Annotated in this window: 18 protein-coding genes and 1 pseudogene; 14 read left to right on the top strand and 5 right to left on the bottom strand. The window is 73.8% G+C overall.

Features of this window, described 5'->3' with window-relative positions; translation table 11 throughout:
- Window positions 1–93 precede the first annotated feature (93 nt).
- Window positions 94–1,140 (top strand): annotated as a pseudogene (locus ABZX67_RS23180) (DUF2786 domain-containing protein); the annotation flags it as partial.
- 149 nt (window positions 1,141–1,289) lie between these two features.
- Window positions 1,290–3,341 (top strand): FUSC family protein, encoded by a 2,052-nt coding sequence (locus tag ABZX67_RS23175; RefSeq protein ID WP_355363123.1) that lies wholly within the window; start codon window positions 1,290–1,292, stop codon window positions 3,339–3,341.
- On the opposite strand, the gene ABZX67_RS23170 is transcribed toward ABZX67_RS23175, so the two are convergent.
- Genes ABZX67_RS23170 through rpmB form a run of 3 tightly spaced genes read right to left on the bottom strand, consistent with a single transcriptional unit; the run spans window position 3,338 to window position 4,442 of the window.
- Window positions 3,338–3,862 (bottom strand): hypothetical protein, encoded by a 525-nt coding sequence (locus tag ABZX67_RS23170; RefSeq protein WP_355363121.1) that lies wholly within the window; start codon window positions 3,860–3,862, stop codon window positions 3,338–3,340. The two genes, ABZX67_RS23175 and ABZX67_RS23170, sit on opposite strands and share 4 nt — an antisense overlap.
- A 38-nt stretch (window positions 3,863–3,900) precedes the next feature.
- Entirely contained in the window at window positions 3,901–4,206 is a 306-nt protein-coding gene (rpsN, locus tag ABZX67_RS23165; protein WP_355363119.1) for a 30S ribosomal protein S14, read from the bottom strand.
- Entirely contained in the window at window positions 4,206–4,442 is a 237-nt protein-coding gene (rpmB, locus tag ABZX67_RS23160; protein WP_344356933.1) for a 50S ribosomal protein L28, read from the bottom strand. Before rpmB ends, rpsN begins: the two co-directional genes overlap by 1 nt.
- Window positions 4,443–4,515: 73 nt before the next feature.
- Between rpmB and rpmG the strand changes: the two genes are divergently transcribed.
- The 5 genes from rpmG (at window position 4,516) to ABZX67_RS23135 (ending at window position 6,810) form a co-directional block, all read left to right on the top strand.
- Window positions 4,516–4,680, top strand: coding sequence for a 50S ribosomal protein L33 (gene rpmG / locus ABZX67_RS23155; protein WP_003999141.1), 165 nt, complete (start codon window positions 4,516–4,518; stop codon window positions 4,678–4,680).
- Between the two features lie 8 nt (window positions 4,681–4,688).
- Window positions 4,689–4,952, top strand: a complete 264-nt coding sequence (locus ABZX67_RS23150; RefSeq protein ID WP_355363116.1) for a type B 50S ribosomal protein L31 — start codon at window positions 4,689–4,691, stop codon at window positions 4,950–4,952.
- Complete coding sequence (locus ABZX67_RS23145; protein WP_355363114.1) at window positions 4,952–6,085, top strand: GTP-binding protein; 1,134 nt, start codon at window positions 4,952–4,954, stop codon at window positions 6,083–6,085. The genes ABZX67_RS23150 and ABZX67_RS23145 overlap by 1 nt, the downstream gene beginning before the upstream one ends.
- Before the next feature lie 4 nt (window positions 6,086–6,089).
- Window positions 6,090–6,338, top strand: a complete 249-nt coding sequence (rpsR, locus tag ABZX67_RS23140) for a 30S ribosomal protein S18 (RefSeq protein ID WP_355363112.1) — start codon at window positions 6,090–6,092, stop codon at window positions 6,336–6,338.
- A 232-nt stretch (window positions 6,339–6,570) separates the two neighbouring features.
- A complete protein-coding gene (locus ABZX67_RS23135) occupies window positions 6,571–6,810 on the top strand; it encodes a DUF397 domain-containing protein (protein ID WP_355363110.1) in 240 nt (79 codons plus the stop codon).
- 96 nt (window positions 6,811–6,906) lie between these two features.
- Here the strand turns inward: ABZX67_RS23135 and ABZX67_RS23130 are convergent, their stop codons facing one another.
- Entirely contained in the window at window positions 6,907–7,449 is a 543-nt protein-coding gene (locus ABZX67_RS23130) for an ATP-binding protein (protein ID WP_355363108.1), read from the bottom strand.
- Between the two features lie 309 nt (window positions 7,450–7,758).
- Between ABZX67_RS23130 and ABZX67_RS23125 the strand changes: the two genes are divergently transcribed.
- The 7 genes from ABZX67_RS23125 (at window position 7,759) to ABZX67_RS23095 (ending at window position 13,548) form a co-directional block, all read left to right on the top strand.
- On the top strand, window positions 7,759–8,640 hold the full coding sequence (locus ABZX67_RS23125) for a helix-turn-helix transcriptional regulator (protein ID WP_355363106.1): 882 nt from the start codon (window positions 7,759–7,761) through the stop codon (window positions 8,638–8,640).
- Window positions 8,641–8,746: 106 nt separating this feature from the next.
- Window positions 8,747–10,204: an aldehyde dehydrogenase family protein gene (locus ABZX67_RS23120; protein ID WP_355363104.1), complete on the top strand. Its 1,458-nt coding sequence runs from the start codon at window positions 8,747–8,749 to the stop codon at window positions 10,202–10,204.
- Window positions 10,205–10,322: 118 nt separating this feature from the next.
- On the top strand, window positions 10,323–10,862 hold the full coding sequence (locus ABZX67_RS23115) for a DinB family protein (RefSeq protein ID WP_355363102.1): 540 nt from the start codon (window positions 10,323–10,325) through the stop codon (window positions 10,860–10,862).
- Between the two features lie 57 nt (window positions 10,863–10,919).
- Window positions 10,920–11,546 (top strand): PadR family transcriptional regulator, encoded by a 627-nt coding sequence (locus ABZX67_RS23110; RefSeq protein ID WP_355363100.1) that lies wholly within the window; start codon window positions 10,920–10,922, stop codon window positions 11,544–11,546.
- A 32-nt stretch (window positions 11,547–11,578) separates the two neighbouring features.
- Window positions 11,579–12,337, top strand: coding sequence for a MerR family transcriptional regulator (locus ABZX67_RS23105; protein ID WP_355363098.1), 759 nt, complete (start codon window positions 11,579–11,581; stop codon window positions 12,335–12,337).
- A 146-nt stretch (window positions 12,338–12,483) separates the two neighbouring features.
- Window positions 12,484–12,753, top strand: a complete 270-nt coding sequence (locus ABZX67_RS23100) for a hypothetical protein (RefSeq protein ID WP_355363096.1) — start codon at window positions 12,484–12,486, stop codon at window positions 12,751–12,753.
- A gap of 102 nt (window positions 12,754–12,855) precedes the next feature.
- Entirely contained in the window at window positions 12,856–13,548 is a 693-nt protein-coding gene (locus ABZX67_RS23095; RefSeq protein WP_355363094.1) for a VTT domain-containing protein, read from the top strand.
- A gap of 60 nt (window positions 13,549–13,608) precedes the next feature.
- Here ABZX67_RS23095 and ABZX67_RS23090 read toward each other — a convergent pair whose 3' ends face one another.
- The gene (locus ABZX67_RS23090) at window positions 13,609–18,021 is read right to left on the bottom strand and encodes an HAD-IC family P-type ATPase (RefSeq protein WP_355363092.1); all 4,413 of its coding nucleotides are present in this window, start codon (window positions 18,019–18,021) and stop codon (window positions 13,609–13,611) included.
- Between the last annotated feature and the right edge of the window lie 13 nt (window positions 18,022–18,034).

Genomic DNA, 18,034 nt, shown 5'->3' with positions numbered 1-18,034 from the left:
CACCGACATGACCGGCGTGTACGCCACTCTCGGCAAGAGCATCACCCAGGCCCAGCAGCTGTACGTCAAGCAGCTCAACGCCGCGGGCGGCGTCTCGCCGCCGACCCGGCCGCGGACGCGGAGCTGGCCCGGCGCGGCGAGGAGTTCGTGCGCGCGGCGTGGCAGCGCGGCTGGCAGCCCGCCGATGTCGTCCGGCTGGTACGGCGCGAGCTCGACGAGCACCATGTGCGGCTGGTGTCGGAGCTGATCGCCGCCGAGGCGCGGGCGTACGCCGAGCTGCCGCCCCGCTGGGCCGCCCAGCTCGCCGAGCTGCCCGCCGGCGCCGCCTGGCGCGCGGACCGCTTCTCGTACGCGACGGCCGTGCTGGAGCTGTACCGGCTGCTGGCCCGGCTGCCCGCGATCGAGCCGGTCGGCCCGGCGCCGGGCGCCGCCGTGCCGTACGCGGTGCCGGTGCACGGCGAGCCGCGGATGCTCGCCCGGATCCGGGCGCTGCTCGCCAAGGCGGAGGCGACGGGGTATCCGGAGGAGGCGGAGGCGTTCACCGCGAAGGCGCAGGAGCTGATGGCGCGCCACAGCCTCGACGAGGCGGCGCTCGCGGCGCGCACCCACAGCGCGGACGAGCCCGCCGCGCTGCGCATCGGCGTCGACGCGCCGTACGAGACCGCGAAGGCGATCCTGCTGGACGCCGTCGCGGCGGCGAACCACTGCCGGGCCGTGTGGAACGAGGCCTTCGGCTTCTCGACGGTCGTCGGCTACGAACCGGACCTGGAGGTCGTCGAGCTCCTCTACACCTCGCTGCTGGTGCAGGGCACGGGCGCGATGACGAAGGCGGAGGCCGCGCAGCGCGCGGGCGGGCGGAAGCGTACGAAGACGTTCCGCCAGTCGTTCCTGCTGGCGTACGCGCAGCGGATAGGCGACCGGCTGGCGTCCACATCACGCCGCGTCGCCGCCGGCGAACCGACGCTGCTCCCGGTCCTGGCGGCGCGGGACGTGGCGGTGACGGCGCAGGCGGACCGGATGTTCCCCGCCACGACGACCACGCGCGTGCGCGGCGCGACGGACGCGGCGGGCTGGGAGCACGGCCGGGACGCGGCCGACCGGGCCCGGACCGAGCCCCCGGGAGGCGCGCTGCCGCGCTAGGGGGTGTCTTGCCGATCAGGCCGGATCAGCGCGCGTGCCAGGCGTCGCGAGCCCGGCAAGATCGGCAAGACACCCCCCTAGGGACCGTCCGGACCTCGCCGTCGGGCCTTGTGTCCGGTATGTCAGGGTATGCCGTTACCCTCGTGCCCATGACCTGGCTCCGCGCGCTCAAGGCGACCGCCCGTGCGGGGCTGACGGTGGAGCGGCGGCGGCTGGAGCCGCTGGTCGCGCTGCGGGGGGCCGTCGGGCTGGCGCTGGTCGTCGGGGTGAGCCTCGCGGCGTTCGGGACAGCCGTGGCGGTGAGTTCGGCGTTCGGGGCGTTCCAGGCGGCGGTCGCCACCTTCCAGCGGAGCTGGCGGCCCCGGCCGACGCTGGCGCTCGCGTCCGGGGTGAGCCTCGCCGTGTCGACCTTCGTCGGGTACCTGACGGGCGCTCACCCGGTGCTGTTCCTCTGCCTGCTGGTGGCGTGGACGTTCCTCGCCGGTCTCGCGTGGGTCGCCGGGCCGACCGCCGGGGTCATCGCGTCGTCGAACGTCGCCATCATGCTGGTCACCGTCACCCTCCCCACCTCCGTCGCCGCCGCGGCCGGCCACGCGCTCGTCATCGCCGCCGGCGGGCTCGTCCAGGCCGCGCTCATCGTGCTCGTGCCCATCCGCCGGTGGGGCCCGCACCGCGACGCGCTCGCCGGCGCGCTGGCCGCCGAGGCCGACTACGCGCGGAGGCTGCGGCACGACCCGTACGCGCCCTTCGACCCGGTGCCGCTCATGACGGCCCGCAGCGCCGCCGCCGTCACCCGCCGCCAGGCCCGCCGCCGGCCGGCCGAACTGCACGGGGCGCGCGGACTCGCCGAGCGCATCCGGCCGGTGCTCGCCTCGCTCGCCGACCCGGCGATCGGAGTCCCGCGCGAGGGCCCGCAGCGCGACCGGGTGCGCGAACTCCTCGGCGCCGCCGGGACCGTGCTCGACACCGCCGCCGACGCGATCCGCCGCGGCCGCCCGGCCACCATCCCGCCCGCCGCGCTCGCCGCCCTCCGCACGCCCGACACCGGGGCGATCCTCACCGGACCTGCCCGCCGCGCGGCCGTCCGGCTCGCCGCGCTCCTGGAGGACGTCGTCGAGACGGCGGCGCCCAGCGGCTGGGCCGAACCGGGCGAGGCCCGCGCGCGCCCCCCGCTCCTGAGCCTCCTGCCCGGCGTCGTGCGCGACGTCCGGGGCGAACTGCGCGGCGGCTCGCCCGTCTTCCGGCACGCCGTGCGCGTCTCGGCCGTCGCCGGCCTCGGCTACCTCCTCGGCGCGGCGCTGCCCTTCGGGCACGGCTACTGGGCGCCGATGGCCGCCGTCATGGCGATGCGCCCCGACTTCACGCAGACCTACGCCCGCTCGGTGGCCCGCTTCTGCGGCACCCTGCTCGGCGTGGCGCTGGCCACCGCCGTCGTACGGACCGCGACCCCGGGCACGTACACCTCCGCCGCGCTCGCCGTGTGCTGCGCCTTCGGGATGTTCCTGCTGATGCGCACGGGCTACGCCGCCGCGCAGGTCTGCGTCTCGGCGTACGTGGTGTTCCTGCTCGGCATGGGCGGCGAGACCTGGGACCAGACGGTCCCGGAGCGGGTGCTGCTGACGCTGCTCGGCGGCGTGCTGGCGATGGTGGCGTACGCCGTGTACCCGGCGTGGGAGACGCCCCGGCTGCGCGGGCGGCTCGCCGACTGGCTGGCGGCGGACGGGCGGTACGCCGCCTGCGTCCTCGCCCACTACGCGAACCCGGCCGCCGGGCGCGACGGCGAGGCCGCCGCCGACGTACGGGAAGCCGTCCTCGCCACCCGTACCGCCCGGGTCGCCTGGCAGGAGGCGCACACGCGCGCCACCCACGAACCGGTCAGGCACCGCGGCCTGTCCCACACCGCCGCCGACGGCGCGGAGCAGGCCCTCGCGCAGCTGGGCCGGGTCACGATGCTGATGGAGGCGCACCTTCCGGACCGCGACGCCGCCCCGCTGCCCGCGGCCGCCGCCCTCGCGGACACCCTGCGCCGCGCGACCGAACGCGGCGCCAAGGACATCCGCGAGCGCCGGGTGCCGCGCTGGGACGAGGTGCGGGTCGGCGACGACGAGGTCCCGGACCCGGTCGTCCGCGACGGCGTGCGCCTGCTGCGCGAGGCGCTGGAGTCGCTGTCCGACGCCCTGCGGGAGCCTGGGAAGCCTTAGGGCTGCGGCGGCAGGGACGGCAGCGACGTCGGGACGTTCTCGCCGACCGTCGCCTTGGTGAGCGTGTCGGTCGTGCCGCTGTCCCAGGTCACGACGAGCTTTCCGCCCGCGGCCTCCCGCGCGGTGCCACTCGCCCGCTCGGTGCCGCCGTCCCGGCACTTCACCGTCAGGGAGACCACGCCCTGCCCGGCGTCCTTCGCGAACCCCTGGCAGAGCCGGGACTCCGCGAGGACGACGGCGTGGCCCTTCTTGATGGTGAGGTTCACGGCCTTGCCGTCGGTGACGCCGAGCCACGCGCCTTCGAGGGCGGGTGCGGGTGCGGCCGTGGTCGTGGCCGTCGGCGTGGCCGGGGACGCCGCCGGGGACGCAGTGCCGGGCGAGGGCGCGGGGGAGACGCCGCCGTTGGTCTTCCCCCGGCCGTCGCCCGTGTCCGCGCCGCCCCCGCAGCCGGTCAGTGCGAGCGCGGCCGCGCAACCGGCTGCCGCGACGGCCGCGTTCCGTACGAGCCTCTGCACGTTCACGGCGCCAAGCTACCAGCCGGTACGCGCCGACGGGCGTGCTACCAGGAGGACTTGCGCACCCCCGGCAGGAACCCGGCGTGCGCCTGCTGCCGCACGTTCACCCGTGACATGCCGAACTTCCGCAGGTGGCCGCGGGGCCGCCCGTCCACGCTGTCCCGGTTGCGTACGCGCGTGGGGCTGGCGTCGCGCGGCTGGCGCCGCAGCTCCGCCTGGGCGGCGAGGCGTTCGGCCTCCGGGGTCGAGGGGCGGCGGATGAGCGCCTTCAGCTCGGCGCGCCGGGCCGCGTACCGCTCGACGACCGTCTTGCGCTGCTCGTTGCGCGCGATCTTGCTCTTCTTGGCCATCAGACCTTCACCCCGCGGGCGCGGATGCGGGCCACCGCCGCCTCGATGCCGATGGTGTCGACGGTCTTGATGCCCTTGGTGGACAGGGTCAGCCGGACGTACCGGCCCTCGCTCGGCAGCCAGTAGCGCTTGCGCTGGATGTTGGGGTCGAAGCGGCGCGACGTACGCCGGTGGGAGTGCGAGATGCGGTTGCCGAAGCCCGGCTGGGCGCCGGTCAGCTGGCAGTGGGCGGACAAGGTGACCTACCTCTCGTGAGCCTTCCAAGACTGTGGCTTGGTAATGGAAACCATTTTCACATACTCTCGCCCCATGGCCCGCAACGAACTCCGACCGGTCATCAAGCTCCGGTCCACCGCCGGCACCGGCTACACCTACGTGACCCGCAAGAACCGCCGTAACGACCCCGACCGCATGACGCTGCGCAAGTACGACCCGGTCGTCGGACGGCACGTCGACTTCCGAGAGGAGCGCTGAGCCCAGCGATGAAGCCCGGAATCCACCCTCCGTACGAGCCCGTCGTCTTCCGTGACAAGGCCGGCGGCTTCGCCTTCCTGACCCGCTCGACCGCCACCAGCGACAAGACGGTCGAGTGGGAGGACGGCAACACCTACCCCGTCATCGACGTCGAGATCTCCTCCGCGAGCCACCCCTTCTACACGGGCCAGGCGCGCGTGCTGGACACGGCCGGGCGCGTGGAGAAGTTCCAGAAGCGCTACGGGGCCGACGGCCGCCGCGGGGCGCGCTGATGCTGTCCGTCGCGATCGTCGGCGGGCTGCACGCGGACGCCCGCGCCGCCGCCGTGGAGCGGCTGCTCGCCACCGTCCCCGGCAGCGTGGCGCTCCACCACGACCTGTCGACGGCGCCCGAGGGCACGGTCGTCCGTACCGTGCGGGACGCCACCGGCGTGCTGTCGACGGGTGAGACGCCGCTGGTCAACGACTGCGCGTGCTGCGCGCTGCGCGAGGACCTGGTGCCCGAGCTGGAGCGGCTGGCGGATGCCGGTCTCACACGGCTCGCGGTCGTCGAGCTGTGGGACTCGGTCGAGCCCAAGGCGATGGCCGAGGTGGTCGCGGCGGCCGGACTGCGCGTCACGTCCGTCATCACGGCCGTGGACCCGGCGCTCCTCCTGCCGTACCTCGGCAACGGCGACGACCTGATGGAGGCGGGCCTCGCCGCGGCCGCCACCGATCAACGCACGGTCGCCGACACCTGGGCGCGCCAGCTGGAGTACGCGCCCGTCCTCGCCGTCCTCGACAGCCCCGAGGCCGACGACGAGGACCGGGCGCTGCTCGCCCAGCTGCACCCGACCGCCCGCCGGGTCCCGGTGGAGGGGGACCCGGCGGGGGACCTGGCGGCGGCCGCGCTGGCCGGCTTCGACGTCGAGGCCGCGGCCGCCGCCCAGCACCCGGCGTGCGCGCTGCTGCCGCAGGACGCGGACGCGCACGGCGTCGGCACGTACGTGTGGCACCGGCGCCGGCCGTTCCACCCGGGGCGGCTGTACGCGGCGCTGGAGGACCTGTGCTGTGCGGCCGCCCGCAGTCGGGGGCGGTTCTGGCTGGCGGACCGGCCCGACACGCTGCTGGCGTGGGACGCGGCGGGCGGCGCGCTGTGCGTCGAGCCGGCCGGGCCGTGGCTCGCCTCGCTGCCGGACGCCGCCTGGGAGATGGTCCCGCCGTTGCGCCGGGCGGCGGCCGCGCTGGACTGGGACCCCGAGCACGGGGACCGCTGCCAGCACCTCGTCTTCACCTCGCCGGGCCTGGACCGCGAGGGGCTCGCCGAGCTCCTCGACTCCTGCCTGCTCACCGACGCGGAGTACGCCGCGGGCCGCGAGGCCTGGCAGCGGCTGCCGTCCGCCTTCGACGCCCTCCTGGAGGTCTGACCCCATGTCTCCCCGCCGCTCCGCCGCCGATCGCAAGCCCGCGAAGAACCGGCCCAACCCGCTGGACCGCGACGGCATCACGTACGTCGACTACAAGGACACCGACCTGCTGCGGAAGTTCATCTCGGACCGCGGCAAGATCCGCAGCCGGCGTGTGACGCGCGTCTCGGCGCAGCAGCAGCGGATGCTCGCGCGGGCCATCAAGAACGCCCGCGAGATGGCGCTGCTGCCGTACTCGTCGTCCCCGCGCTGACGTCCCCGCGCGCCCCGTACAGGCCCCCCGCTCGCCCAGGCGGGGGGCCTTCGTGTGCGTACCGGCGCAGGTGCGGGAGCCAGAAAGGCCTTTCGCGCGTCTTTACCCTGGACGGGGGGTGTAACGGAAGCGCCACCCGGCGTGCACGTGCATCTGCTCATGCATGTGCATATGAACGAAGCTATGATCGCGCATAGTTGACATCTGCACCATGTATCTCGGGGAGCGTCCTGTGCACCACGTGTACAACGGCATGGCGGCCACAGAGCTTCACGGGGTCGTCTGGCAGAAGAGCAGACACAGCAACTCGCAGGGCTCCTGCGTGGAGTTCGCCAAACTGCCCGGCGGCGACGTCGCCGTACGCAATTCACGGCACCCGGACGGGCCCGCGCTGGTGTACACGCCGGCGGAGATAGAGGCGCTGCTGCTGGGCGTGAAGGACGGCGAGTTCGACCATCTGGTCGGCGGCTGAGGCGCGGCGGCCCGGCGGCCCGGCGGATGCGGCGCGGCCGCGCCCACCGGGCTCTCGACAGGGCCTGGGCTTACGGCGCCGGGGCCGCGGCCCTGCTTACGGCGTCGGGGTCGCGGCCGGTGCGCCCGGCGGCGTGTCCGGCAGCCGGAACAGTGCCCAGACCACCTTCCCGCGCAGCGTCCCGGCCAGCGGGTGCCAGCCCCAGCTGTCGCTGAAGGACTCGACCAGGAGCAGGCCCCGGCCCGACTCGGCCGAGAAGTCCTCGGCGGACTCGCGCGCGGTCGGGCTGTCCGGGCTCGGGTCGCGGACCGCGCACACCAGTCGGCTCGCCCAGCGCATCAGGTGCAGCCGCACGGAGGGCGACTCGCCGGGGGAGGGGGCGTCCCGGCCGGGCGCGTCCGCGGGCAGCGCGTGCCGCAGTGCGTTGGTGACGAGTTCGGAGACGACGAGCGAGACGTCGTCGAAGCGGTCGTTCAGATCCCATTGGGCGAGCGTCGCCGCGGTGAACCGGCGTGCGCCGCGCACCGCTTCGTACCGGGCCGGCAGGGCGCAGGAGGCGGAGCTGGAGACGGAAGCGGCATCGATCGGCGGAAGCCCCTGCCTTAACGGCTCGAGCATGGTCGATCCATTCGTCCCCATGCGAGGCACTCCCGGGATTCGCGGCTGTGGTGCGACAACACGAACGAGTACGCAGGTGCGCGGGGACCATGGTTCCGAATGCGACCAGCTGATGCAAGGGCAGATGCACGTGCACGCGCCCGACCTGTCCACCCCCGTGACGGTTACTGGCCATATCTTCCGGCGACGGATTTCACTTCACCGCTCGTCACCGCGGCCCCGCACGGTCAAGGCTTCGCCTATCCGTAACCGATCGAGTACACGCTGAAGCGTTTGGTGGCAGAATCCGGCATCTCGGGGCTCGGGGGTGCTCCGTCGTACACATCAGCGATGGGGAGGGTTGGAGACGTGACCGCAAGTGAATCGAGCGGTTCCGTGGTGCGGCGCATCCTGCTGGGCTCGCAGCTGCGGCGGCTGCGCGAGTCGCGCGGCATCACCCGTGAGGCCGCCGGCTATTCGATCCGGGCGTCCGAATCAAAGATCAGCCGCATGGAGTTGGGACGGGTGAGCTTCAAGGCGCGGGACGTCGAGGACCTCCTCACGCTCTACGGCGTCACCGACGAGACCGAGCGCGAGTCGCTCCTCGGGCTCGCCCGCGAGGCCAACCTGGCCGGGTGGTGGCACAGTTACGGCGACGTGCTGCCGGGCTGGTTCCAGACGTACATCGGTCTGGAGAGCGCCGCCTCGCTCATCCGGATCTACGAAGTGCAGTTCGTCCACGGCCTGTTGCAGACCGAGGAGTACGCGCACGCCGTCGTCACGCGCGGCATGCCCGACGCCCCCCGCGCCGAGATCGACCGCCGGGTCGCGCTGCGCCTGGAGCGCCAGAAGATCCTCGTCTCCGAGCGGGCACCGCACTTTCACGCCGTTCTCGACGAGGCCGCCCTGCGCCGCCCGTACGGCGACCGCGCCGTGATGCGCGACCAGCTCAAGCACCTGATCGAGGTATCGGAACGGCCCAACGTCACCCTCCAGGTCATGCCGTTCAGCTTCGGCGGCCACGCGGGCGAGAGCGGCGCCTTCACCCTGCTGCGCTTCCCCGAATCCGACCTCTCCGACATCGTCTACCTGGAGCAGCTGACGAGCGCGCTGTACCTCGACAAGCGCGAGGAGGTGGCCCAGTACGAGCGGGTCATGGGGCGGCTGCATCAGGACAGCCCGGGTCCCGAGGAAAGCCGGGATCTTCTCAGGGGTCTCCTCCAACTCACATGACTCGTCAGTACGATGACGTCGCGTCAACCGAGGACTGACCGACCCCGAGCGCGCACGCACGCCCGCATGCCCACGCGCCGCCTGCCTGCCTGCTGGAAGGAATGGCATGTCGTACTTCACAGACCTGGCCCTGCAGTACATAGACGGTGAGTGGCGGGCCGGCGGCGGCTCGTGGGACATCATCGACTTCAACCCGTACAACGAGGAGAAGCTCGCCTCCATCACCGTCGCCACCGTCGACGAGGTGGACCAGGCCTACCGCGCGGCCGAGCGGGCCCAGCGCGCCTGGGCCGACACCAACCCGTACACGCGCCGCGCCGTCTTCGAGCGGGCGCTGCGGATCATCGAGGAGCGCGAGGGCGAGATCACCGAGGCGATCATCGCCGAGCTCGGCGGCACGCGCACCAAGGCCGCCTTCGAGCTCCACCTCGCCAAGGAGTTCCTGCGCGAGGCGATCCACCTGGCGCTGCGCCCCGAGGGCCGCATCGTGCCGTCGCCGGTCGACGGCAAGGAGAACCGCCTCTACCGCGTCCCGGTCGGGGTCGTGGGCGTCATCAGCCCCTTCAACTTCCCCTTCCTCCTGTCGATCAAGTCGGTCGCCCCGGCCCTCGCCCTCGGCAACGCGGTCGTCCTCAAGCCGCACCAGAACACCCCGATCCTCGGCGGCACCCTGGTCGCGAAGGTCTTCGAGGACGCGGGCCTGCCACCCGGCCTGCTCAACGTCGTGATCACCGACATCGCCGAGATCGGCGACGCGCTCATCGAGCACCCGGTGCCCAAGGTCATCTCCTTCACCGGCTCCGACCGAGTCGGCCGCCACGTCGCCACCGTCTGCGCCGCGCACTTCAAGCGCGCCGTCCTCGAGCTCGGCGGCAACAGCGCCCTCATCGTCCTGGACGACGCGGACGTCGACTACGCCGTGGACGCGGCGGTCTTCAGCCGGTTCGTGCACCAGGGGCAGGTCTGCATGGCGGCGAACCGGATCCTGGTGGACCGGTCGGTGGAGCAGGAGTTCACCGAGAAGTTCGTCGCCAAGGTGCGCACCCTCAAGGCCGGCGACCCGGCCGACCCGGCCACCCACCTCGGGCCGCTCATCAACTCCACGCAGGCCGAGGCGGTGTCCTCGCTCGTCGACCAGACCGTCGAGGCGGGCGCGACCGCGCTGGTCCGCGGCGCCACCGCGGGCAACGTCGTGGCGCCGACCGTCCTGACCGGCCTGCCGGCCGACTCCCCGGTGCTGAGCCAGGAGATCTTCGGCCCGGTGGCGATCCTGATTCCCTTCGACGGGGAGGACGAGGCGGTACGGATCGCCAACGACACCCCGTACGGGCTGAGCGGTGCCGTCCACACGGGCGACGTGGAGCGCGGTGTACGGCTCGCGCAGCGCGTCCACACCGGGATGATCCACATCAACGACGGCACCGTGCACGACGAGCCGATCGTGCCGTTCGGCGGCGAGAAGCACTCGGGTGTCGGGCGGTTGAACGGCGAGGCGACGGTGGACGCGTTCACCACGTACAAGTGGATCTCGATCCAGTACGGCCGCAGCCGCTTCCCGTTCTGAGAAGCCTTACGGAAAATCGGGGAACGAGGACAGTATCTGTCCTCAACCGTCCGTAGTGTGGCGGGTGTTGGAGGGGCGCAGACGGTGCCCCTCCCCCTGGTCGGAAGGCGGACGGATCATGGTCACTCACGTTCCCGCGGAGGCTCACGGCGACGAGCGCGGCGCACTGCTCGCCTTCATCGAGGCGCAGCGCGGCGCCGTCCGGCGCGCGGTGCTCGGACTGACGGACGAGCAGGCGGCGTCGCGGCCCAGCGCCAGTGAGCTGTCGCTCTCGGGCCTGGTCAAGCACGTCGCCCAGGCGGAGCTGTCCTGGCTGCGGATGGCCCAGCAGGCGCCGAACGAGCTCAACCCCTCCCCGGAGAGCTTCGCCGACAGCTTCCGGCTGGTGGAGGACGAGTCGGTCGAGGGCGTGCTGGCGTTCTGGGACCGGGTGGCGAAGGAGACCGAGGAGTTCCTGCGGGCGGTGCCGAGCCTGGACGACACCTTCCCGCTGCCGCAGGCGCCCTGGTTCCCGAAGGACGGGCGGGTGTCGATGCGCTGGATGGCGCTGCACCTGGTGGAGGAGATCGCCCGGCACGCCGGCCACGCCGACATCATCCGGGAGTCGCTGGACGGGAAGACGGCGTTCGAGCTGGTGGACATGGAGCGCGACGTGTGACCCCGCCGCCGGGTCCGGCTGCGTAGCCTGGTCGGAAGCGACCAGGAGGAAACGGCGATGTCAGCGATCCGGCTGCTGGTCCTCGGGGCCGTACGCCAGCACGGGCGGGCGCACGGCTACCAGGTCCGCAACGACCTGGAGTACTGGGGCGCGCACGAGTGGTCCCACGCCAAGCCCGGCTCGATCTACCACGCGCTCAAGCAGATGGCGCGCCAGGGGCTGCTGCGCGCGTACGAGACCGCGCCGAGCACGGCCGGCGGGCCGCCGCGCACCGAGTACGAGCTCACGGAGCAGGGCACCGAGGAGTACTTCGCGCTGCTGCGCGCGTCGCTGACCTCGTACGACCAGAAGGTGGACGTCCTCACCGCGGCGGTCGGCTTCCTCGTCGACCTGGAGCGCGAGGAGGCGCTCGCGCTGCTGAGGCGGCGGCTGGCCGCCATCGAGCGGTGGAAGGCCGACGTCCTGGAGCGCTACACCCCGCAGGAGGGGCCCGAGGCGCTGGGCCACATCGGCGAGATCATGAACCTCTGGGTGCACACGGCGGACGCGGGGGCCGCGTGGACCCGCGGCCTCATCGAGCGGATCGAGCGGGGCGCGTACACCTTCGCGGGCGAGGGCCCGCCCTTCGTCGGCGTCCTCGGACATCAGGACTTGCACCTCACGTCGCGTGAGCCCTCAGGCTGAGGGACGTACCGATCAGTGAGGAGCGGGAAGCGATGAGCTACTCCGTGGGACAGGTCGCCGGTTTCGCCGGGGTGACGGTGCGCACGCTGCACCACTACGACGAGATCGGGCTGCTCTCCCCGAGCGGCCGCAGCCACGCGGGGCACCGGCGTTACGACGACGCCGACCTCGACCGGCTGCAGCAGATCATGTTCTACCGGGAGCTCGGCTTCCCGCTCGACCAGGTCGCGGCCCTCCTCGACGACCCCGACGCGGACCCGCGGGAGCACCTGCGGCGCCAGCACGAGCTGCTGACCGCGCGGATCGCCGAGCTGACGAGGATGGCCGAGGCCGTCGAGCACGCCATGGAGGCGAGGAAGATGGGCATCAACCTCACGCCCGAGGAGAAGTTCGAGGTCTTCGGGGACCACGACCCGGAGCAGTACGCCGAGGAGGTCGGGCAGCGCTGGGGCGACACGGAGGCGTACCGCGAGTCGCAGCGCCGCGCCGCCCGCTACACCAAGGCGGACTGGCAGCGCATGCAGGACGAGAACGCCGACTGGGGCGCCCGCTACCAGGCCCTGATGGCGGAGGGCGAGCCGCCGACGGGTGAGCGCGCGATGGAGCTGGCCGAGGAGCACCGGCAGCAGATCGGGCGGTGGCACTACGCGTGCTCGTACGAGATGCACCAGTGCCTGGCGGAGATGTACGTCACGGACGAGCGCTTCACGGCCTACTTCGACGCGATGACCCCGGGCTTCGCGGCGCACCTCCGCGACGCCATCGTGGCGAACGCGGCCCGCCGCGGCTGATCCGGCGCGCCCGCGCCAGAACGAGGGGGCGCGGGCGCGCGGCAGCACGATGGCCGGACAATATCCGGAATGGCTCGCTCCGTTTTGGGCACCTCGTCGCCTACGGCCATCGGTACCACCCTCGGTACCGCCGGAAAGGAGCCACCATGGTTATCAGGAAGCTGCACGAGATGGGGGTCCGGAGCGAGCACGCCTACCTGGCCGCCTTCGCGTCCATCGGCCTCTCCGTCGCCAGCTGGGCCGCGTCCCTGAACATGGAGCCCGGGACGGGGCTCGCCCGCGCCGACCGGTGGGGCATCTTCGTCGGTGAGTGGGCGCCCACCTTCTTCGGCCTCGGGCTCGCGCTCTCCCACTACGAGCAGCACGACGGCACGCTGATCGTCGACACCCGGGAGTACCGCGAGCAGTCCGCGTAGGCGCGGGACCGACCATGGGGGGGCGGTGGAACCGGGACGGGGCCGGAAGCGTTGATAGCTTTGGGCAGCCGTCCCGCCCACCAACCCAGGAGCCCCGGAACCGTGAATACGCTTGCGCTCGGACCGAGCTGGCTGGACCCGGACTATCTGATCCAGACCTTCGGTCTGATCGGCGTCCTGGTCATCGTCTTCGCCGAGTCCGGCCTTCTCATCGGCTTCTTCCTGCCGGGTGACTCCCTGCTGTTCACCACCGGCCTGCTGGTGACCACCGGCAAGCTCGACACGCCCCTGTGGGCCGTGTGCTCGCTCATCGTGGCCGCCGCCATCATCGGCGACCAGGTCGGATACCTCTTCGGCCGCAAGGTCGGCCCGGCGCTCTTCAAGCGCCCGGACTCGCGCCTCTTCAAGCAGGAGAACGTCGAGAAGGCGCACGAGTTCTTCGAGAAGCACGGCCCCAAGTCGCTGATCCTGGCCCGCTTCGTGCCGATCGTGCGGACGTTCACGCCGATCATCGCCGGTGTGAGCCGGATGAACTACCGCTCGTTCATCACGTTCAACATCATCGGCGGCGTCCTGTGGGGCGCCGGTGTGACGCTCCTCGGCGCGTCCCTCGGCAAGATCGACTTCGTGCACCAGCACATCGAGAAGATCCTCGTCCTGATCGTGCTGATCTCGGTCGTCCCGATCGTCATCGAGTACCTGCGGGCCCGCTCCCAGAGCAAGAAGCAGGCCGCCGCCGACGAGCGGAACGGCACCCTGCCGCCCGCCCAGCGCGGCCGCCACGCCAAGCGCTGAGCGCCGGGCGCCGAGCCCGGCGCCGACGCCGCGCCGGGCTCACCGCTCCCGTACCAGCGCTCACCGCTCCCGTACCAGCGGTGACACCACCATCCCCAGCGCCGTCGCCGTGGCGATGGCGCTCAGGGCGATGCCCCAGCCGACCGGCCCCAGCGGCGTACAGCCGAAGAACTGGCTCACCCCCGGCGTCTGGATCACCGCGGCCAGCACCGCCGCCGACCCCAGGCTCGCCGCCAGCACGTTCCGGTCGAGCCCGCCCGTCAAGAGCGTCTGCGCCAGCTGCGTACCGACGACCGCCGCCAGCGCGACCGTGCTGGCCCGCTTCCCGCGCCCGGTGAGGCGGGCACCGGTCCACGCCAGCCCCGCGCCGGTCGCGGTGATGGCCCCGCGCAGCAGCATCTCGTTCGTCAGGGCGCTGCCGAGCGAGCGGCTCGGGCCCTCCGACATGAGGCGCTCGGCGTTCTGGCCGGCGGGCTCGCGCACCGCGATGGCCAGCGAGGGCGCCAGGTCGGTCAGCAGGTTGACCAGCATGATCTGGCGGGCGTTGAGCGGCGTGGAGCCGGTCAGCGTGGAGATCAGCACGCTGAAGGTGACCTCGCCGAGGTTGCCGCCGATGAGGATGCCGAGCGCGGCCCGCACCGACGCCCACATGGCACGGCCCTCCATCAGCGCCTCGACGATCGTCTCCAGCCGGTCGTCGCCCACGACCAGGTCCGCGGCGGCGGTCGCGGCGGGCGTGCCGCGCCGCCCCAGCGCGATGCCGATGTCGGCGAGCCGGATGGCGGGCGCGTCGTTCGCGCCGTCGCCGGTCATCGCGACGACCCGCCCCACCCGCTGGTACGCCTGGACGATGCGCACCTTGTGGTGCGGGCTGCACCGCGCGATGACATCCACGGTGGGCAGCAGCTCGTCGAGCGCGTCGTCGTCGAGCTCGTCCAGCTCGGCGCCGGTGCAGACCTTCGGGTCGGTGACGTCGCTGAGGGTGGAGGCGATGGCGTCGGCGGTGGCCGGGTGGTCGCCGGTCAGCATCACCGTGTGCACGCCCGCCTCCCGCAGCCGCGCCGTCGCGGGCGCGGCCCCGGCCCGTACCGGGTCCGCCAGCGTGAGGAACCCCAGGAACACCAGGTCCCGCACGCTGTCGTCGGTGAGGTCCTCGTCCTCGCCCATCCGCCGCTCGGCCACCGCGAGGACCCGCCGCCCGGCGCCCGCGAGCTGCTCCGCCTCGGCGGTCAGCCGCGCGAGCCCGGCCTCGTCCAGCGGGCCCTCGCCGTCCGGGCCGCGGCGGCGGTCGCACCGCTCCAGTACGTTCTCGGGCGCGCCCTTCACGCTGAGCAGCAGCCCGTGCGTGGTCCGACCCGTGGTCGCGTGGTACGCCCGCGACGGCTCGAACGGCAGCGTGTCCTGCCGCCGCCAGCGCGCCGCCCCGTGCCGCACGGTCACCTTCCCGGTGCGCGCGCCCGCCGTCACGGCGCGGTCGGTCTGGTGGGCCATCGGCTCGGACTGCCGGGCGGGCGGGGTGGCCCGCAGCGCGGCGGCGAGGACGTCCTTGCGCCGGTTGTCCAACCGGTCCGGCGCCAGGGTGCCGTCCCCGTCGCTGACGCCCGCGAGCTGGAGCTTGCCCTCCGTGAGGGTGCCGGTCTTGTCGAAGCAGAGCACGTCGGCGCGGCCGAGCGCCTCGATGGTGCGCGGGTTGCGCACCAGCGCCCCGACGTCCGCGAGCCGCCGCGCGGCGGCCAGCTGGGCGGCGTTCACCAGGAAGGGCAGCCCTTCCGGTACGGAGGCGACGGCGAGGTTCACGGCGGAGGCGAGGTTGTCCGCGAGCGGCCGCCCGTGCACCAGGCCCGACGCCGCGACCGCGCTCGCCGACCCGATCGCGATGGGCAGGCTCGTACGGGTCAGCTTCGCCAGCCGCGCCTCCACGCCCGTCTCGGGCGCGGCCTGCCGGGCGGTGGCGAGGCTGCGCCCCACCTCGGTGCTGGATCCGGTCGCGACCACGACCGCCACGCCCCGCCCGGAGGAGACGGTGGTGCCCTCGTAGACCATGGAGCGGCGGCCGGTGAGGTCCGTGGCGACCACCGGCGCCGGGTCCTTGTGGACCGCGAGCGACTCGCCGGTCAGCGACGACTCGTCGACCTCCAGCCCCTCGGCCTCCAGCAGCCGGCAGTCCGCCGGTACGACGTCCTCGGGCCGCAGCAGGATGACGTCGCCCTCGACCAGGTCGCCGGCCGTCACCAGCCGCTCGCGCCCTCCGCGGCGTACGCGCGCGCCGATCGCGGAGCGGCGGAACAGCTCGGCGAGGGCGCGCTCGGTCCGGACCCGCTGGAAGCCGCCGATCAGGGCGGAGGTGCCGGTGATGGCGGCCACCAGCATCGCGTCGGTGCGCGAGCCGACGGCGGTGGCGAGCGCGGCGCCGCCGGCCAGGACGGGCGTCAGCGGGTTGGACAGCTCCTCGATGAACGCCGATGGCAGGGTCAGGCGCGCGGGCTCGTTGCCGCCGCGCGGGCCCCCGCTGCGGTCGGCCGCCTCGTCGGCGCTCAGGCCCTCGGCGGTGGTGTTCAGCCGCTCCAGGACCCGCTCGGTGGGCATCAGGTGCCACGGCACCGTGGTCACGGGCGGCGCGAGGGGCCGGGAGAGCAGCTGCCGGGCGCGCCAGGCGCCCAGGCCGAACGCCACGCTCGCGGCGGTCGTGCCGGCCGTCATGCCCCGGGCGGTGGCCTGCGCGGGCGGCCCCTGGAGCGCGGCGACCGCGCCGACCCCGCTGCCGCCCGCGGCGAGCACGGCGCTGTCCCGGTCCACGCGCGCGGCCATGCCGACGGCGTCCACGATGATCCCGGCCGATTCGAGGTCGGAGCCGACGATCAGGTGCGCGCCCCAGGCGGGCGGCTCGCCCTCCCGGTGCACGCCGACGCCGCAGTCCGCCGCGCCGAGCGCGCGCCGGTTGCCGGAGACCAGCAGCACCACCGCGCCGTCGGCCTGGAGGCCGCGTACGGAGGCGACCAGGCGCTTGCCCGCCGGGACCACCGCGTCGGCGACGGTGAACGCCGGTGTCTCGCGGTCGGTGGCCAGCACCACGCGGGCGCCCGCGCGGCGGGCCGCCGCCGCGACGGCCTCGGCGCCGGGCGCCGTCTGCGTACCGAGCCCGGCAACCGCCTGGAGGCGGCGGCCCTTGGCGAGGCCGAGCGTCCGCTCGGCGCCCCGGCGCCGCAGCCGGGCGTCCGCCTGCTTCCCGGTCCGGCCCGTCAGGTCCAGCTCGTGCAGCGGACCGAGCACCCAGCCGTCGTCGTCGCGTACGGTCCCGAGCGGCGCGTCCGCGTCGAAGAGCGCGAACAGCCGCCCGGCCGTCGCCTCCGGGTCCGCGCCGCTGAGCAGCTCCAGGTCGACCGGCTCGTACCGGTCGCTGCGCAGCGCGTCCTCCTCCAGGACGACGGTGTCCACCTGGCCGAGCCGCCGCAGCGCGCTCCGGTCCATGGTGACCACGCCCCGCATCGCCAGGGCCCGGCCCAGGCTGGTGGCGAAGCCCTCGCGGCCCGCCTCCGGTGCCTTCGGCACGGCGGAGAGCGCGACGGCGATGCCGCGGCGCAGCCCGGCGAACGGCACCGTGAGGGCCCCGGCCGCCAGCCCCGCCACCATGGCCCGCTCGGCGTACCGGTCGACCGAGTCCTTGGGCGTCGGACCGGCGCGGTCCACGACGAGCGGCTCCGCCTCGGCGTCCTCCGGCCCCCGGACCAGGTCCGGCTCGGCGTCGGCCCACGCCTTGCGCTCCGCGGTGGCCTCGCGCCACTGGGCGACGCGCTCGAACACGTCCAGGGCGAGCCCGCCGCCCCGGGTGGCGACGCCCTGCGCGAGGGCGCTCACCACGGGCAGGAAGGACTCGGCCTGCTCGGGGCTGCTGAGGTCGGCGACCAGGTGGCGGAGCTTCGGGTGGTGCTGGAGGGCGCCGAAGACCGCCGCCACCTCCGGCGGCAGCCGGAACCAGGGCGCGAGCTGCCGTACGGCGGCGATGCCCAGCCCCACGGTGTCCGCCGCCAGCGCGGGCACCGACTGGCGGGTATCGGGGCCCTCGCAGGGGTGGTGCGGCTCGGGGCACCACTCGTCGAACTCCTCCGGGTGGGCCTCGCCCTCCGCCTGCTTGACCAGCGCGACCAGCTCGCGCTCGGCGGGCGGCGGCGAGGAGACGGCCACGACCACACGCTCGGAGGGCGCGTTCACCCGCGCCCACAGCACCCCGGGGTGGCCCTCCAGAGCCCGCTGCACCCGCGCGGCGACCCGCTCACCGCCGACGCCGTGCACCCCGTGGACCTCGATATAGCAGCGGCCGGGCCGCCACCACACGTCGCGCTGCGGCAGGCCGATCAGCCGGCCGGCGACATCGGCGGCACCGCGCACCCCGGCGGCGACGCCGTACGTCACGCCCGACGCCACCGGCGCGAGCAGACCGGGTGACCACAGGTGGGGGCTGGGCAACGGTGACATGGGCACTGCCTCC

The sequence above is a fragment of the Streptomyces sp. NPDC003036 genome (genome assembly GCF_040611175.1).
Taxonomy (GTDB): domain Bacteria; phylum Actinomycetota; class Actinomycetes; order Streptomycetales; family Streptomycetaceae; genus Streptomyces.
The sequence above is the reverse complement of the archived record's forward strand: the minus strand, read 5'-3'. Positions and strand labels throughout refer to the sequence as shown.

What these genes read in the sequence shown, in the direction of transcription:
- ABZX67_RS23175 (WP_355363123.1), top strand. Translation starts at nt 1,290, where the DNA reads ATGACCTGGCTCCGCGCGCTCAAGGCGACCGCCCGTGCGGGGCTGACG.
- rpsN (WP_355363119.1), bottom strand. Translation starts at nt 4,206, where the DNA reads ATGGCCAAGAAGAGCAAGATCGCGCGCAACGAGCAGCGCAAGACGGTC.
- rpmG (WP_003999141.1), top strand. Translation starts at nt 4,516, where the DNA reads ATGGCCCGCAACGAACTCCGACCGGTCATCAAGCTCCGGTCCACCGCC.
- ABZX67_RS23150 (WP_355363116.1), top strand. Translation starts at nt 4,689, where the DNA reads ATGAAGCCCGGAATCCACCCTCCGTACGAGCCCGTCGTCTTCCGTGAC.
- ABZX67_RS23145 (WP_355363114.1), top strand. Translation starts at nt 4,952, where the DNA reads ATGCTGTCCGTCGCGATCGTCGGCGGGCTGCACGCGGACGCCCGCGCC.
- rpsR (WP_355363112.1), top strand. Translation starts at nt 6,090, where the DNA reads ATGTCTCCCCGCCGCTCCGCCGCCGATCGCAAGCCCGCGAAGAACCGG.
- ABZX67_RS23130 (WP_355363108.1), bottom strand. Translation starts at nt 7,449, where the DNA reads ATGGGGACGAATGGATCGACCATGCTCGAGCCGTTAAGGCAGGGGCTT.
- ABZX67_RS23125 (WP_355363106.1), top strand. Translation starts at nt 7,759, where the DNA reads ATGGGGAGGGTTGGAGACGTGACCGCAAGTGAATCGAGCGGTTCCGTG.
- ABZX67_RS23120 (WP_355363104.1), top strand. Translation starts at nt 8,747, where the DNA reads ATGTCGTACTTCACAGACCTGGCCCTGCAGTACATAGACGGTGAGTGG.
- ABZX67_RS23115 (WP_355363102.1), top strand. Translation starts at nt 10,323, where the DNA reads ATGGTCACTCACGTTCCCGCGGAGGCTCACGGCGACGAGCGCGGCGCA.
- ABZX67_RS23110 (WP_355363100.1), top strand. Translation starts at nt 10,920, where the DNA reads ATGTCAGCGATCCGGCTGCTGGTCCTCGGGGCCGTACGCCAGCACGGG.
- ABZX67_RS23105 (WP_355363098.1), top strand. Translation starts at nt 11,579, where the DNA reads ATGAGCTACTCCGTGGGACAGGTCGCCGGTTTCGCCGGGGTGACGGTG.
- ABZX67_RS23100 (WP_355363096.1), top strand. Translation starts at nt 12,484, where the DNA reads ATGGTTATCAGGAAGCTGCACGAGATGGGGGTCCGGAGCGAGCACGCC.
- ABZX67_RS23090 (WP_355363092.1), bottom strand. Translation starts at nt 18,021, where the DNA reads ATGTCACCGTTGCCCAGCCCCCACCTGTGGTCACCCGGTCTGCTCGCG.